A 15,743-nucleotide genomic window follows, 5' to 3' on the forward strand; every position below is an offset into this window, starting at 1 on the left:
CGAAGGGCGGCGGTCGCGCTTACTTCGCCGCCTCCACCTTCACCCGCGCATTCGGCGTTTCGCCGAACATCTCGGGCGCATACATCGCTTCGACGCGGCTCGGCGGCAGCGCAAAGTCGCCCACGTTGTTGAGGCGCACGGTGTATTCCATCTTCACCACGCCCTTGGGCAGGTACTCGTAGTAGCTGCGGAAGGCTTCGAAGCTGCGCTCCTCGAAAGCCGGCCAGCCGGCGCCCGACTTCTTCTCGCCTTGCGTGGCGATCTGCGAATCGCGGCCCAGGCCGCTGCCCAGGATGGTGGCGCCGCCGGGAATCGGGTCGCTGATCACGACCCAGGTCATGTCGGCGCTGGCGTTCACCTCGATGCTCACGCGCAGCACGTCGCCGCGCGTGTACTTGCCCGCGGTGGCTTGCTCGACGGGCGTGATGGTCTTCTTGAGCGCATAGCCGGCGGCGAACGGCGCCTTCAACTGCACGGCGGCAATCGACTGCATCGTGAGCCACGGCTTGCCGGTGCCTTGCTGCGTGACCAGCAGCGTGTCGCGCACCGGCGCGCCCGAAGGCGATGCCGCCCACGGCAGGAACATGGTGTTGTTCTTCAGGTTGCCCGGTGACGCGGGCGCGCCGAAGAAGGTGCTCTGGTTCGGTGCGCCGGCCGCATCGGTGGTCTTCACGCGATCGACCTTGCTCCAGTCGACCTGCGCCTTGGCTGCGCCGAGCGTGGCGGCGGTGATGCCCGCCACCGGCGTGCTTTCGAATACCTTGGAGAACTTCTCGAGCGCGAGCCCGCCCCACAGGTTGGCAGTGGTGGTGTGCCAGGCGCCGTTCTGCTGGCGGCCGATGAAGCCGTTGGCGAGCTTGCCGATGTCGTCCTTCCAGGCCGGGTCGTCCATCACGCTGAGCAGCAGCCGCGCGGTGTTGACGTCGCCGTTGGTCATGAGCCACCACCAGTAGTCGTCCCGCTCGGTGCTGAAGACGAGCTTGGTGCCCTGGTAGGACAGGCGCGCTTTCAGCACGTTGTTGGCCTCGTCCAGCCGCTGCTGCCGCTGCGGCACGTCGGGCAGGCGCTTGAGGATGTTGAGCCAGTCGATCACGGCGCTGGTGGGCCACTGGTTCGGCGCAATGGTGATGCTGCCGAGCATGCTGGCCTTGGCACTGCCGTAGCGCGACAGCGCCTCGAGCGCGGCGAGCTTGCGCACGTCCAGGTCCTTGCGCGGGCTCCAGAACTCGCGCTGGATGCGGCCGTCGACAAAAGCGATAAGACCCGACTCCATGGGCGCGCGCACGTCGTCCGCCAGCGCGAAGGCCGGGTTCAGCGCGGCGGCCTCGTGCGTTGCGGCCAGCAGGTACGAGGTGAGGATGTCGCTGCCGCGGTTGGCTTCGCCGTCTCGCGGTGGAAAGTAGTTGGCCAGGCCGTCGCTGTCCAGGTAGGTTGGCAGCTGGGCCAGCACGCCTTGCCACATCTTTGCGTCGCGCAGGCCGACCGATTTGCTGGTCTTCTGTTCGAGGCAGATGAACGGGTAGTTCGCAAACCAGTCGCGCACGCCCGGCAGGCCTTCGGCGAGCTTGGGCTGCAGGGCGAGCTTGAGGCCGCCGCGGCCGGGCAGGGCATCGGCCGGCGGCGCCACGTCGATGGTGAAGGGGCCGTCGAGCTGCACCAGCGTGGCCTGCTGCACCGTGAGCGGCACCGAAGGCACGATGCGCTGGCGCACCTTGAGCGCGTCGCGCGCGCCGCCGAGGGTGTCCTTGGCCTCGATCTCCCACAGGATGGCCTCGGCACGCGTCTGCGCAAGCTGCGCGGGTGCGGTCACGGTCCATGCAACTTCACGCGCCTCGCCGGGCGGAATTTCCACCGTCTGCGTCTCCAGCGTGAGCAGCGTGGCACGCGGCGTGGCTTCCACCTTCATCGGCTTTTGCGTGGTGTTGCGTAGCGTGATCTGGGCGCGGAACTGGTCGTCCTCGCGCACCAGCGGCGGCAGGCCGCTGATGATCTGCAGGTCTTGTGTGGCCTGAATGCTGGTCTGGCCCGTGCCGAAGAGGCTGGTGCCCGAATCGGCCACCGCCACGATCTTGAAGGTGGTGAGCGCGTCGTTGAGCGGCACTGTCACCACGGCCTGGCCGTTGGCGTCGAGCACCACCTTCGGATTCCAAAGCAACAGGGTGTCGAGCAGTTCGCGCGTCTGGCCCTTGCCGCCGCCGCCGCCCGCGGGCACGGCCTTGCGCCCGTAGTGGCGCCGGCCGACGATTTCCATCTGCGCGGTGGAGGTGCTCACGCCCCAGCTGCGCCGCTGCAGCATGGCGTTGAGCAGGTTCCAACTCTCGTTGGGCATGAGCTCCAGCAACGCCTGGTCGACCGCGGCCAAGGCCACCTCGGCACCGGCCGCGGGCTTGCCGTCGGGCAGCTTGGCGGAAATGGTGATCTGCGCCTTGCTTCGCACCGGGTAGCTGGGCTTGTCGCTGGTCACGGTCACGTCGATCTGGTGCGCGCGCGTGCCGACGCGAATTTCTGCCATGCCCAGGCGATAGGCGGGTTTGCTCAGGTCGACCATGGCGGTGGGCGCGACATATTCCTTGCCTTCGTACCAGAAGGCGGTCCACCATTCGCGCGGTGCCTTGAAGCCCCAGGTGAAGAAGCTGTACCACGGCACGTCGCGCAGGCGGCCGCGCAAGGCGAGCACGCTCACATAGGCGTTCGGTCCCCACTCGGGCTTGACCTGCAGGCTCACGGTCGGGTCCTTGCCGTTGAGCTGCACCACGTGCGTTTCGATGATGCCTTCGCGTTCCACCGACACCAGCGCGGTGGCAAAGCGGAACGGGCTGCGCACCTGGAACTTGGCGATCTCTCCGGGCTGGTAGCTCTTCTTCTCAGGCAGCACGTCGATACGGTCGTTGTCCTCGCCGCCAAACCAGAGTTCGCCCTGCTTGGTCACGTACACCGAGCTGGCGGCGCGGCTGTCGCGGCCTTCGCTGTCGGTGGCGCTGGCCACCAGCTCGACCTCGCCGGCCTCCTTCAGCTCGGATTCGCACAGCAGCAGGCCGCGTGCGTCGCTCTTGCCGCTGCAGACCGTGCCGATGTCCTTGGTCTCGGTCTTGTTGTCGTAGGTGTAGAAGCCGCCCACCATGCGCTTGCGGCTGGTGGTGGTGATGCGTGCCACGGCGCGCACATTCAGCGTCACACCGGCCTGGGGCTTGCCCGAAAGGTCGAGCGCAAGCGCCTGGTACTTGAGCTTCTGGCTGGTGGAGACCCAGCCTTCGGTCTTGATGCCGGCAATGACGGAGGAGGGCCACAGCGTCTGCGTGCTGCGAATGGTCTGCACCTCGCCGTTCGGGTCGGCGTAGGTGGCTTCGAGCAAGAGCTCGCGCGCGGCCTTGACCTTGGGCACCTTGTCGATGGTGACCTTGCCGGCGCCGTCCTTGTTGAGCGTGAGGGGCAGCTTGTCGGCGACCACGCGGGTGTCGCTGGCGCTGTTGATGTCTTCCTCGCCGCCCGCGGCATCGGCGGCCGGCGTGGCCGCCTGGGCACCGTCGGCCTGCACGCGCGGCGGGCTGAAGCTGAAGGCCTCATGGTCGGCAAAGGCGAGGCTCTTGCCGCGCACCATGGCCGACACGCGCACCGGCAGGTTGGCGGCGCCGCCGCCGGCCACGTAGTTGATCTGCACGTCGGCCGGCACCGCGGTCACGCTCACCAGCGGCTTCTTGTCGGCGGGCGTGATGCGGCCTTCGAGCACCGGCAGGCGGAATTCTTCGACGCGGAACAGGCCGGTGGAGAAGCTCCGGTTGTAGTTGCCGTCTTCTCCGTCGCCTTCGGAGTCGCCGTTGCCGTTGCGCAGCATGACCTCGTACACGCCGAGCTTGGCGGCCGGCGGAATGGCGAAGGTGTTTTCGGCGCTCAGGCCGCCGGTCGGCGTCTTGCGCCATGCCAGCGGCTGCGTAAAGCGCTGGCCGCTGCCGGTGTGGGTTACCACCAGCGTGTCGGGCCGGTTTTCAGGCAGGCCGAAGCCCTTGCTGGTCTGGGTGCGGATCAGGTGCTTCATCGACACCGTTTCGCCGGCGCGCAGCAGCGTGCGGTCGAAGATGGTGTGGGCCACGCGGTCGGGCTCGGCCTGCAGGCTGGTGGGCACGTTGAAGCGCCAGGGCTCGATTCCGCGCTGCCAATCGCTCCAGGTGAAGGCCAGGTCTTCGATGCCCTTGTCGTCCTTGGCGCGCGCGCTGACGAACCATGCGCCCGCGTTGTAGTCGTCCGGGCCGCTGCAGTTGGGCGCCTCGGGCGCAACGCCCGCCAGGTTGACCACGCCGTTGGCGTCGGTCTTGCCCGATGCGACGGCCACGCCGCGGCAGTCGGACACGCGCACTTCGGCGTTCGGCACCACCTTGCCCTTGTCGAGCGTGGTGACCCACGCCACCGAGTTTTCACGGCCGAGCTTGAAGTGCACGGCCAGGTTGGTGGCCAGCGCGGTGGTGCGCACATACATCGTGCGGCTGGCGCCGTAGCGCTCGTCGAGCAGCGCGTCGCCGAGCTTCTGCGACGCGATCTCGAGCACGTGGAAGCCGGGCGTCAGCGGAATGCCGATGACTTCGAACGGGCGCGGATCGCCGCTCTCGGCCTTGGGCATGTCGAGCGCCTTCACGCCAGGCTGGCCTGCAAGAAGAGACAGCATGCGGGTCTGCAGGCTGGTGCGGTCGTCCTTGTCGATGACCGGCGGCAGCGCGCCCTTGATGTCCTTGCGGGCCTGCTCGCGCGAGACGGTGTAGTTGTCGTAGCGGCGCACCTTGCGGAACCACGCAATGATCTCGGCGTCCGTCTTGGGGTTCATGTCGCTCACCTTGCCGGGCGTGAGCGCCTGCACCATGAGCGCGGGTTCCACGCGGCGCACGGTCACCGGCATCATGGCCGGTGTGCCGGGCTCGGCCAGCCGCTCGACCACGCCGAAAGGCGAGGCGGCAAACTTGGCCAGCGGCGGCATGGCGCCGGTTGCCACGTTCAGCGGAAAGCTGCCGGGCGAGGCCAGCGGCCGGCCCGATGCGTCCTCGAACTTGGCGGGCAGCTCGACGGTGAACTTGGTGTCCTCGGCGAGCGGCGGGCCAAAGCTCGCAGAACTGACCACGTCGTCTTCGCTGGGTGTGCCGCCGTCGTTCTCAAGGGTGGCGGCAATCGACTTTCCGCCGCCCTTGAGCTGGATCTGCGAGGCCATCTTGCGCGTGACCGGCGCATTGAACTGCAGCTGCATCGGCCGCAGCGGCAGGCAGGCGGCCTGCGCGTTCTCGCGCTCGCAGGTGAAAGACACCGCGAACGGCTCGCGCACCTGGAAGCTCAGGCGGCGTTCCACGTTGTTGGCAACACCCGAAGGCGTGGCCACGCCCTTGCCGTAGACGATCTGCACCTTGCTGCCGGGCGTGAGCGTACGGTTGCACTGCAGCGCAATAAAGCGCAGCGGGTCTTTCGCGGCTTCCTTCTCGCGGCTGAAGGCCTTGAGCAGGCCGGCGCGCTGCTCGCCTTCGAGCAGCCTGACGGGAATGCGCTCGCCAATGCCCTCGGCCGCGCACCACACGTTCTGGCGCACGCTTTCGACGGTGGCCGCGCCGTTGAGCTCGAGCATGAACATCTGCTGCTCGTCGATCCGCCCATAGCTGCCCGGCATGAAATTGCGCACGAACGGGCCGCCGCTATTGAATTGATAGCGCTCCGGTCCGGTCAACTCGCCGCCGCCGCTCGGCTTGAAGGTGGAAATCCGCGTGACGGTGCAGCGCACGCCGGGCGGCAGGTCGTTTTCGAAGTCGTACACCCACTGCTTGGCATCGGTCCAGCGGCCCGTGCCCTTGCCGGCCTGGGCGTCGGTGCAGCTCACGGCCAGCGGCGCGGGCGCCTTGGGGTCGCCGAAAGTCACGGCGGTCTGGTCGAACTTGGCAACGATCTGCCGTACGCGCGCCACTTCGCCCTGGGGCGTGAGGCTGGTGATCTGGAGGGCGTGGCCCGGGCCGGCAAAAAAGGCACTGCCGGCCAGAAGCAGTGTTGGAATGGTTTTTTTCATTTATTCGTTTCTCCACCTTGAAGCACCGCGCAGCGTAGCCGATTTGAAAGGCGGTTCGGCAGTGCCAGGAGTCATATGCCGTGGCGGTCTTCATACAATCGGAGGTGTCGTGCGTGCGCCGCGCGGACCGCCACCAAGACCTCGCCGCCGACCGATGAAACGCTACTGGGAAATAGACGCCTTGCGCGGGCTGATGCTCGTGCTGATGACCGTCACCCATTTGCCGACGCGCCTCACCGATCCGCTGGGGCAGCCGTTCGGCTTCGTTTCGGCGGCTGAGGGCTTCGTGCTGCTGTCGGCCTTTGTGGCGGGCCTGGTCTACAGCCGCATCGGCTACGTGCGCGGCGTCGACTCGATGCGGCAGGCCTTCTGGCGGCGCGTGCTCAAGGTGTATCTGTGCCAGGCGGCGATCCTGCTGTTCCTGTTCACCGTCATTGCCGCGCTCGGCCTGCACATCGACCAGCCGGCGGTGAAGAACCTGGTGTCGTACTACCTTGCGGAGCCGCGCGACGGCTTCCTGTTCGGGCTGCTGCTGGTCTACGAACCGGCGCTGCTCGACATCCTGCCGATGTACATCTTCTTCATGTTGATGAGCCCCTGGGTGCTGGCATTTGCCATGCGGCATGGCTGGGCGCTGGTCATGGCCGTGAGCGCGACCGTGTGGGCCCTGGCCCAGTTCGGGCTCAGCGAATGGATCTACGGGTTGGCCGTGCACTACCTGCACATTCCGGTGCCATTTCATGAGATGGGCGCCTTCAACAGCTATGCGTGGCAGTTTCTCTGGTTCGCGGGGCTGTGCATCGGCGCGAGCCGCAACCTGCCCGATGCGCGGCCGATGCGTTTTCCGGCCTGGCTGTGGGTGCCCGCGCTGGCCATTGCGGTTTATGGCTTCTGGTGGCGCCACCACGGCATCAACGGCCAGGCGCCCTTTGGCGGCGACGTGGAGCTGAACCTGCTGTTCGACAAATGGCAACTCGGGCCGCTGCGCCTGGTCAACCTGGTGGCGCTGGGCATCCTGGCGGTGCGTTTCGGGCCGTGGTTCATGCGCAAGATTCCGCGCCTGCACTGGCTGGAGGCCATGGGCTCGGCCTCGCTGCCGGTGTTCTGCGCGCACCTGGTGGCGGTGCTGCTGGTGCTGGCCTTCTACGGCGACAGCCAGACCGCGCGGCCCTGGTGGGGCGATGGCTTGCTGCTGCTGGCGGTTTTTGCCGGCATGTATGCGGTGGCGCGATTCGCGCGCGGGGCCGACGATGCCGCCGCCGGCGGACGACGTGCCGACCGAACCTGTGCGGGCCTGAAAGCGTTCAGGGCAGGGCAGGCGCAGGTGCCGTCACAGGAACGGGCATCGGTGCCGGGGCCGGAACCGGGGTCGCCGCCGCAACGGCTCCCGGCAGCCGGGCAGCGATGATCGACTGCCAGAGCCGGTAGCCCTCGTCCGTCATGTGCAGCCTGTCGCTGCGGAACAGCTCCGGCCGCGGCCGGCCGTCGGCGCCGAGCATCGGCGTGAAGACGTCGATGTATTCGCTGTCGGGCAGCCGGTTGAGGTAGGCCGCAATCACGTTGTTGGTTTCGCGCACCAGCGGCATCAGGTGCTCGCGCGAGGGACTCGGCTTGACGGAGATGAAGCTGATGCGCGTGTTGGGCAGTTCGGCGCGCACCGTGTTGACGAAGCGCGCAAAGCTTTCGAGCACCTGCAGCGGCGTGCGGCCTTCGGCCAGGTCGTTGTCACCGGCGTATACCAGCACCTGCCGCGGCTTGTAGCGCACTACCAGGTCGCGCGCGAACAGGCTGCAATCGGCCATGGTCGAGCCGCCGAAGCCGCGGTTGACGACGCCGGGCACCTGGCGAAAGTCTTGCAGCAGGCTTTTCCACATGCGCACGGAGGAACTGCCCACGAACACCACGCCGCCGGGCGCTGGAAACTGCTGCTGGTCGGCGCGCGAAAAGGCCGCGAGCTCGTTGTGCCAGCGCGCCTTGGCCGCCAGGTACTCGGAAGACGTATCGACCGCCGTGCTGTCCAGCGACTCGTAGGGCAGCACGGCATTGTGGTTCTGGGCGTGCGAGGCGAGTGCCGCCGTCAGCAGCAAGGCCGCGGCCAGCGCGGTTTTGATCGAAGGCATCGGAAACAAGGCGGAACGCAAGTCAGGTGGTTTTTTCAGGCACGGCCCGAGGCTGGTCTTCGGCGCGGGCACGCGAGCGTCCTATTCTGACGCAGTCAGCTGCGGGCGGCTTTGTCGCACCGGCCCATGCAATCCATTTGCGCTTGGCATGCGTACAAGCATGCGAGACCGTCCGGGCGCACGGCGCCGAGGCACGGACTCGCCTTCACGGGCTCGTCTTTTCATTCACCTCTCGCTCAGGCGACAAAGGAACCGACCATGACCATCCGCACCCTGACCGTCCTCGCAGCCGCCGCGGGCCTTGCCGCCTGTTCCGGCATGGGCGCCAAGCCCCCGATGTATTCCCAGGCCGGCCTGCCCGACGCGGTGAAGGTGCCGGCCGGCCACACCGTAGTCATGGAAACCGTGGGCGCAGGCGACATCACCTACGAATGCCGCGCCAAGGCCAACATGCCCGGCCAGCACGAGTGGGTCTTCGTCGGCCCGGACGCCAGGCTGATGGACCGCGCCGGCAAGCAGGTGGGCAAGTACTACGGCCCACCGGCCACCTGGGAGAGCATGGACGGCTCCAAGCTCACGGCCACCCAGGTGGCGGTGGCGCCCGCCGGCACCGGCAACATTCCCTACCAGCTGGTGAAGGCCAACCCGGCCATGGGCTCGGGCGCGATGCAGGGCGTGAGCTACATCCAGCGCGTGTCGACCCAGGGCGGCGTGGCACCGGCGGCGGCTTGCGGCGCCTCGAACATGGGCCAGAAGCAGGTCGTGAAATACCAGGCCGACTACATCTTCTACCGCGCCGTCTGAGCGGCTTTCAGGCCCGGTTCATCGCCTCAGGAAACATTCGGCAACGTATACTTCCCCGCAAAATCGGAGCGGAGCGCACCAGCGTGTGCGGGCGGGGAATGAAGCAAATTGCGATCGTTGTCGCGCTCTGCGTGGGCGCGTGGTACTTCTTCATCGGCGGGCGCAAGCTCGACGAATCGATGGTGCGCACGTACTACGAGAAAGAAGCCCACGCCATCTATTCGCGTGACGCCGACAAGCTGTGCAAGCAGCTCAGCAAGAAGGTCGTCATCCAGAGCAAGACGGTGATGATGGGCCGCACCACCGAGACCAGCAGCGACCGCGAACAGGCCTGCGACTCGTTGCGCAAGACTTTCAAGATGTTCGAGTCGGTGGGCGAGCGCATGGGCGGCATTCTCACCATCGAGTACGAGTACCACATCGACAGCATCGAGGTGGCCAGCGACCGCAAGAGCGCGACCGTCGAAGGCACCAGCGTGCTGAAGATGGGCGAGGCGGCCATGCAGTTCAAGAGCACTTTCACGCAGCGGCTGGAGCGCGAACTCGGGCAGATGCGGCTGGTACGCGGCGACGACGTTACCGTGGTGCGCATGGGCGGCCGCGGCGCCATGAGCCAGAGCGACTTCTTCAAGTAAGCGCGGAGCGCCGCCACCATGCTCGTCAACGACTCGCTGCCGCCCCCGCCGCCGTTCTGGCACCGCCTCAACAGCTTCTTTGCGTTTCCGTTCCAGCTGCGGCCGCTGATGTACGGCCTGGTGCTCGCGTTCTGCAGCCTGTTGTTCGAAGCCATTCCTTTTCTGCACCCCGGGCTGTCGCTGCTGGTGATCGAGCTGGGCATCGTGCTGGCGGCCAGCCGCTACGGCTTCAAGGTGACCGCTCTCGGCTCGCGGGGCATCTGGCGTTCGGAAGACTTTCCGCGCGAGCTGAATGAAGACTGGGTCAACCTGCCGTGGAAGCTGTTTGCCATTTCGGTGGTGCAGGGCGCGCTGATCGGTTGGCTGGCCTGGTACGAGCCGGTGCTGGGCACCGTCGGGGTGTTCGTGGTGTCGTTCACTTTTCCGGCCGCAGTGATCGTGCTGGTGCAGTCGGGCAGCTTCTTCCAGGCCATGAACCCCGGGCACGTGATGGATGCAATGCGCATCATCGGCTGGCCCTATGCGCTGCTGTGCTTCTTCCTGTTTCTGTTGAGCGCGGGTGCGCAGATTGCCATTGGCATGGTGCTGCCGATGATCGACGGCCTGATCGTGCTGCCGATCGCCAATTTCGCGTTCATCTACTTCGGCTGGGTCATGGCCAGCCTGCTGGGCTATGTGATGTACCAGCACCATGATGCCTTCGGCATCGACCTGCTGCCCGGCGGCGGAGTGGACGACGGCGCGCCGGTAGACCGCCGCACGCCCGAGCAGATTGCCGCGCAGCGCACCGATGCCGAAGTGGCGCAGCTGGTGACCGACGGCGACGTGGCCGGTGCGCTGGGCGTGGCCTACGAAGCGCAGCGCGTGGCGGCGGCCGACGACCTGGCGGCGCAGCGCCGCTACCACCGCGTGCTGCTGCTTGTGCCCGACAAGGCGCCCACCTTGCTCGACCATGCGCGCCGCTACATCCCGCTGCTGCTGCGGCGCGACCTGGCGTCCGAAGCGCTCAAGGTCTTCAAGGCCTGCCGCGAAAAAGACAAGGCCTTTGCGTTGGACGACGCGCCCACGGTCATGACGCTGGCAAAAGCCGAATGGCGCAATGGCGATGCGCATGCCGCGCTGGCGCTGCTGTCGGGCTTCGACCGGCGCTTTCGCGGGCACGCGGCCATTCCGCAAGCCTACGAGCTGGCAGCCAGGGTGCTGGTGCAGGGGCTGGGCCGCGCCGACATGGCGCAGCCGATCCTGAAGACGCTCGAATCGCGCTTTCCGGACAGCGAGCAGACGCAGGAAGTGCGCTGGCTGCTGCGGCCCACGGCCTGAGTTCTTCTTGCCGGCTCAGGCGCGCTCGAGGGCGCGCGTCACCATGTCGTTGGGCGCAAGCCGCAGCAGATGCGGCAGCCAGCCCTTCGCCATTTCGCGCTCGCCGGCATGCAGCAATCCGTTGGCGCAGGCTGAGAGCGTATCGGCCAGTTCCGGATGGTCGGGCGCGGTCTTCAGCAGCACGCGGCACAGCTTGTCGGCGTCCTGGAACTGGCGCACGCGCGTGAAGCGCCGGGCGAGCCGGGCCATGTCGTCGGGCTTCAGGCGCGCGCCGGGCTTGGCCTGGTCGAGGTAGGTGGTGTAGCTGGCGTGCTGCAGCGCCAGCGTGTCGGGGTCGGTGGCGGGCAGGCGGAAGATGCGGCGCGCGGCCTGGTGAAAGTCTTCGCTCGCGGGCTGCAGCCGCGCGGTGTTGAACCAGGCGCGCAGTGTGTCGGTGTCGCCAGGTTGCAATGCGGCGGCGGCGCGCCATTCGGCGGCGGCGGCCTCGAACTTCATGGCGGCGCCCAGCCGCCGCGCCGCGGCCACGTGGCCGTTGAACTCCTCGTCGCCGTTCGACTGTTCCGAAGCCACGGTCTCCGGCGTCTTCACGCGGTTCAGCGCCATGGCGCAGGCCATCAGCGCTGCGCCGGTCAAAAGGCCGCCCAGGTGCGCCATGTAGGCAATGCCCTGGCCGCCCACCGCGTGCTGGAGCAATTCATTGGCAATCCAGGCCGGCAGCAGCAGCAGGGCCGGCGCCGTGACGTAGTTGAAATAGAAGAACAGCTGGTAGAAGAACCGGATGCGCCGCAGCCTGTACATCACCGCGTACATGCCCATCAGCGCCGACACCGCACCCGAGGCGCCCAGGCCGTAGCTGCCCTTGCCCGCATAGGCCCAGTCGGCCAGCACCGAGGCGCCCACCGCGCCCAGGATGTAGAAGCTCAGGTAGGTGCCGCGGCCGAGTGCCAGCTCGACCGAAAACCCGAACAGGAAGAGGAACAGCATGTTGCCCAGCAGGTGCCCTGTGCTGCCGTGCAGGAAGGCCGCGGTGACCCAGGTCCAGGGCTTGAACTCCGCGTCCTTGGTGTAGTCCTGCGCCCAGCGTTCAGTGAACGGCGCGGGCTGCATCGATTCGTACTGCTGGCGGTCGCGCTTCCACTCGGCGTACCGAGGGTTCGCGGGTGTGACCACGCCATCTGCCCGCAGCTTTTGCAGGAACGCTTTTTCCTGCTGCATGCCGTCGAGCAGCGGCCCTGTCTGCTTGCGGGCCAGCAGCCGCTGCGCGGCCTTGGCGCGCGGGGAACGTGTTTCCTCGAGCCAGTCCACGAAGGGCGGCAGCTCCAGCTCGGGCAGCACGCTCTGCGCGTAATAGTGGGCCGCGCGTTCGTCGGCCTTTTCTTCACTGCGCTGCGGCCCCCAGAACACGATCATGTTCACGAGGATCAGCAGCACCGTCATCCACGGTGGATTGCGCCAGCTCGGTTTGTTCTCGAGCGGGATGGCGTAGAACAAGCGGGGCCTTGAAGGTCAGGCGAGGCGTGCGCGATGGCGGGCGATTTGCGCCTTGACCTGCGCCGGCGCGGTGCCGCCGAGGATGTTGCGCGCGTTGAGCGAGCCGCGCAGGCTCAGCACGTCGTACACGTCCTTCTCGATCTTCGGGTTGAACTGCTGCAGCACGGCCAGCGGCAACTCCGCGAGGTCGACCTTGTGCGAGGTGGCGGCCTTCACGGCGTGGGCCACGGTTTCGTGCGCATCGCGGAAGGGCAGGCCCTTTTTCACGAGGTAGTCGGCCAGGTCGGTGGCGGTGGCGTAGCCGCGCAGGGCGGCGGCTTCCATGGCCTCGGGCTTCACGGTGATGCCGCCGATCATCTCGGCAAAGATGCGCAGCGTGTCCTTGAGCGTGTCGACGGTGTCGAACAGCGGCTCCTTGTCTTCCTGGTTGTCCTTGTTGTAGGCCAGCGGCTGGCCCTTCATCAGCGTGATGAGCGCCATCAGGTGGCCGACCACGCGGCCGGTCTTGCCGCGCGCCAGCTCAGGCACGTCGGGGTTCTTCTTCTGCGGCATGATCGAAGAGCCGGTCGTGAAGCGGTCGGCAATCTGGATGAAGCCGAAGTTCTGGCTCATCCAGAGAATGAGTTCTTCGCTCATGCGGCTGATGTGCACCATGCACAGGCTGGCGGCGGCGGTGAACTCGATCGCAAAGTCGCGATCGCTCACGGCGTCCAGGCTGTTCTGGCACACGCCGTCCATCTTCAGGGTCTTGGCCACCAGTTCGCGGTCGAGCGGGTAGCTGGTGCCGGCCAGTGCGGCGGCACCCAGCGGCAGGCGGTTCACGCGCTTGCGCACGTCCTGCAGGCGCTCGGCGTCGCGGCTGAACATTTCCACGTAGGCCAGCATGTGGTGGCCAAAGCTCACCGGCTGCGCCACCTGCAGGTGCGTGAAGCCGGGCAGGATGACGTCGACATTCTTTTCGGCGATGTCCACCAGCGAGACCTGCAGCGCGACGAGCAGGTCGGCGATCAGGTCGATTTCGCCACGCAGCCACAGGCGCACGTCGGTCGCGACCTGGTCGTTGCGGCTGCGGCCGGTGTGCAGGCGCTTGCCGGCATCGCCCACGAGCTGGGTCAGCCGGGCCTCGATGTTCAGGTGCACGTCTTCCAGGTCGAGTTTCCACTCGAAGGCGCCCGATTCGATTTCAGCGCGGATCTGCGCCATCCCACGTTCGATTTCGGCGTGGTCCTGCTTGGCGATGATGCTTTGGGCGGCCAGCATGCCGGCATGCGCCAGCGAACCCTCGATATCGGCCTGCCACAGACGCTTGTCGAAGAACACGCTGGCGGTGTAGCGCTTCACGAGGTCGCTCATGGGTTCGGAGAACAGGGCCGACCAGGCTTCGGATTTCTTGTCGAGTTGGTTTTGGGTCATGGGAGCCGTTCGAGAGGCAATAATGGGTTGGTTACCCAATGTATCTGTGATGCGCAACCCGGCGATTTTATCGGCCACCTCCAACCCCACGCCTCCGTCCTCGCCGGAAAGAGGGCGTTTGCCTGCGCGCGGCGGTTCCGGGCTGTTCGACGCCTGCCAGATCGGCGTGGTCCTGCGCGCGGTTCTCTTCGTCGAGGCGCTGGTGGCAACCGCCACGCTTTTCGTATCGTCCTCCCCGGGCGAATGGCTGGTGCAGACCGCTACCGTCACCGGCGGTGCCCTGCCCGCTACGCTTCTTTGGCTGGTGGCGGCCTGCGCGCTCAAGAAGCCGCTCGGGCGCCTGCCGCGGCAGGCGCAGTACGCCGCGGGCGCAGTGCTGGGCGCGGTTTCGGCGCTCTACGGCTGCGGCCTGTTGCGGCTGACCGGTGTGCTGGGCACGGCGCCGTGGCTCGCCAGCGCCGTGGCGGGCGCCTTCATCGCCGGCATGGTCATGGCGGCCATGGTGCTGCGCGCGCGCGGCCAGACGCCCGCCGCCATGACCGCCCGGCTCGAGGAACTGCAATCGCGCATCCGCCCGCACTTTCTGTTCAACACCCTCAACAGCGCCATTGCACTGGTGCGCGAAGAGCCCGCCAAGGCCGAGACCATGCTGGAAGACCTGGCCGAACTGTTCCGCCAGGCGCTGGCCGACCCCGGCGAATCGGGCACGCTGGCCGACGAGATCGCGCTGGCCGAGCGCTACCTGGCCATCGAGCAGGTGCGTTTCGGCGACCGCCTGCGCATTCGCTGGGACCTCGATGCCGCGGCCAGCAGCGCGCGCCTGCCGCCGCTGCTGCTGCAGCCGCTGGTGGAAAACGCCATCAAGCACGGCGTGGAGCCCAGCCCCGAAGGCGCCAGGCTGCGCATCCGCACCGAGCGCCGGGGCGATGTGGTGGTGATCGAGGTGGTCAACAGCCTGCCGCCCCTGCGCTGGGCCGACGAGCCTTTGCCGCGCGGCCACGGCATTGCATTGGCCAACGTGCGCGACCGGCTGCGGCTGCTGCACGACATGCAGATGCAGTTCAGCGCCGGCATGGACCAGAAGAACTACCGCGTGCGCATTGCCATTCCCGCCGAATCATGACCCTCAAGACCCTGATCGTCGACGACGAAACCCTTGCGCGTTCCCGGCTGCGCACCTTGCTGCGCGACTGCCGCTCGCCCGCGGCCGAAGTGGTGGCCGAGGCGGCCCAGGGCGCCGAGGCGCAGCAACACCTGGCGAGCATGGCAATCGACCTTGTGCTGCTCGACGTCCACATGCCCGGCGTCGACGGCATCGAGGTGGCGCGCATGCTGCGCGAGCAGGCGGACGCGCCAGCCGTGGTGTTCGTCACAGCCCACGCGGCCCATGCGGTCACGGCGTTCGATCTCGATGCGGTCGACTACCTGACCAAGCCGGTGCGGGCCGAACGCCTGCAGCAGGCGCTGCAGAAGGCCGGGCGCTTTCTGAAGGAACGGCGGGCACTGCAGGCGAACGCGGTGCAGGAAACCGTGCTCATCCAGGACCGGGGCCGCGCCGAGCGGGTGCCGCTTTCGGAGGTGCTCTACCTGAAGTCGGAATACAAGTACCTCACGGTGCGCACCGCCACGCGCAGCCACATCCTGGACGGTTCGCTGAACGAATTCGAAGAGCGGTACCCGGGGCGCTTTTTGCGCGTGCACCGCAATGCGCTGGTGGCGCGCACAGCCATCCGCGCACTGGAGAAATACGATGACGGGGAAGACGCCGAAGGCTGGGCCTTGCGGCTCGACGCGATTCCCGAACCCGTCGCGGTTTCGCGGCGGCAACTGGCTGCAGTGCGCGAAGTGCTGAAGGAAGCCCGATGACCGACGACAAGAAAACCGCCGACGAGACAACGGCAGCAGGACAGCCTCCGCCGGAGGCTGCCGAAA

10 protein-coding genes are annotated in these 15,743 nt (G+C 67.2%); 6 read left to right on the forward strand and 4 right to left on the reverse strand.

From position 1 onward, the window contains the following. Positions 1 to 19: 19 nt before the first annotated feature. Positions 20 to 6,028, reverse strand: a complete 6,009-nt coding sequence (locus M0765_RS16305; protein WP_258504694.1) for an alpha-2-macroglobulin family protein — start codon at positions 6,026 to 6,028, stop codon at positions 20 to 22. 154 nt (positions 6,029 to 6,182) lie between these two features. Here M0765_RS16305 and opgC point away from each other — a divergent pair, with 154 nt between their 5' ends. Continuing rightward, positions 6,183 to 7,436 (forward strand): OpgC domain-containing protein, encoded by a 1,254-nt coding sequence (opgC, locus tag M0765_RS16310; RefSeq protein ID WP_446751561.1) that lies wholly within the window; start codon positions 6,183 to 6,185, stop codon positions 7,434 to 7,436. Here opgC and M0765_RS16315 read toward each other — a convergent pair. Then, entirely contained in the window at positions 7,333 to 8,148 is an 816-nt protein-coding gene (locus tag M0765_RS16315; RefSeq protein ID WP_274708792.1) for an SGNH/GDSL hydrolase family protein, read from the reverse strand. The two genes, opgC and M0765_RS16315, sit on opposite strands and share 104 nt — an antisense overlap. Positions 8,149 to 8,406: 258 nt before the next feature. On the opposite strand from M0765_RS16315, the gene M0765_RS16320 reads away from it, so the two are divergent. From M0765_RS16320 to M0765_RS16330, 3 genes are all read left to right on the forward strand, one after another. After that, the gene (locus M0765_RS16320) at positions 8,407 to 8,952 is read left to right on the forward strand and encodes a DUF3455 domain-containing protein (RefSeq protein WP_258504696.1); all 546 of its coding nucleotides are present in this window, start codon (positions 8,407 to 8,409) and stop codon (positions 8,950 to 8,952) included. 98 nt (positions 8,953 to 9,050) lie between these two features. Continuing rightward, a complete protein-coding gene (locus M0765_RS16325; protein WP_258504697.1) occupies positions 9,051 to 9,587 on the forward strand; it encodes a hypothetical protein in 537 nt (178 codons plus the stop codon). 18 nt (positions 9,588 to 9,605) lie between these two features. Further along, on the forward strand, positions 9,606 to 10,907 hold the full coding sequence (locus tag M0765_RS16330; RefSeq protein ID WP_258504698.1) for a tetratricopeptide repeat protein: 1,302 nt from the start codon (positions 9,606 to 9,608) through the stop codon (positions 10,905 to 10,907). A 15-nt stretch (positions 10,908 to 10,922) separates the two neighbouring features. On the opposite strand, the gene M0765_RS16335 is transcribed toward M0765_RS16330, so the two are convergent. Both M0765_RS16335 and argH read right to left on the reverse strand, forming a co-directional pair. Next, positions 10,923 to 12,398, reverse strand: a complete 1,476-nt coding sequence (locus M0765_RS16335) for a rhomboid family intramembrane serine protease (RefSeq protein ID WP_258504700.1) — start codon at positions 12,396 to 12,398, stop codon at positions 10,923 to 10,925. A 15-nt stretch (positions 12,399 to 12,413) separates the two neighbouring features. Then, positions 12,414 to 13,811: an argininosuccinate lyase gene (argH, locus tag M0765_RS16340; protein ID WP_258504701.1), complete on the reverse strand. Its 1,398-nt coding sequence runs from the start codon at positions 13,809 to 13,811 to the stop codon at positions 12,414 to 12,416. Between the two features lie 49 nt (positions 13,812 to 13,860). On the opposite strand from argH, the gene M0765_RS16345 reads away from it, so the two are divergent. Next, entirely contained in the window at positions 13,861 to 14,934 is a 1,074-nt protein-coding gene (locus M0765_RS16345) for a sensor histidine kinase (protein ID WP_443098542.1), read from the forward strand. Further along, entirely contained in the window at positions 14,931 to 15,677 is a 747-nt protein-coding gene (locus M0765_RS16350; RefSeq protein WP_258504704.1) for a LytR/AlgR family response regulator transcription factor, read from the forward strand. The genes M0765_RS16345 and M0765_RS16350 overlap by 4 nt, the downstream gene beginning before the upstream one ends. Positions 15,678 to 15,743 lie beyond the last annotated feature (66 nt).

It is taken from the genome of Variovorax sp. S12S4 (assembly GCF_023195515.1).
In the GTDB taxonomy this organism is placed as follows: Bacteria; Pseudomonadota; Gammaproteobacteria; order Burkholderiales; family Burkholderiaceae_C; genus Variovorax.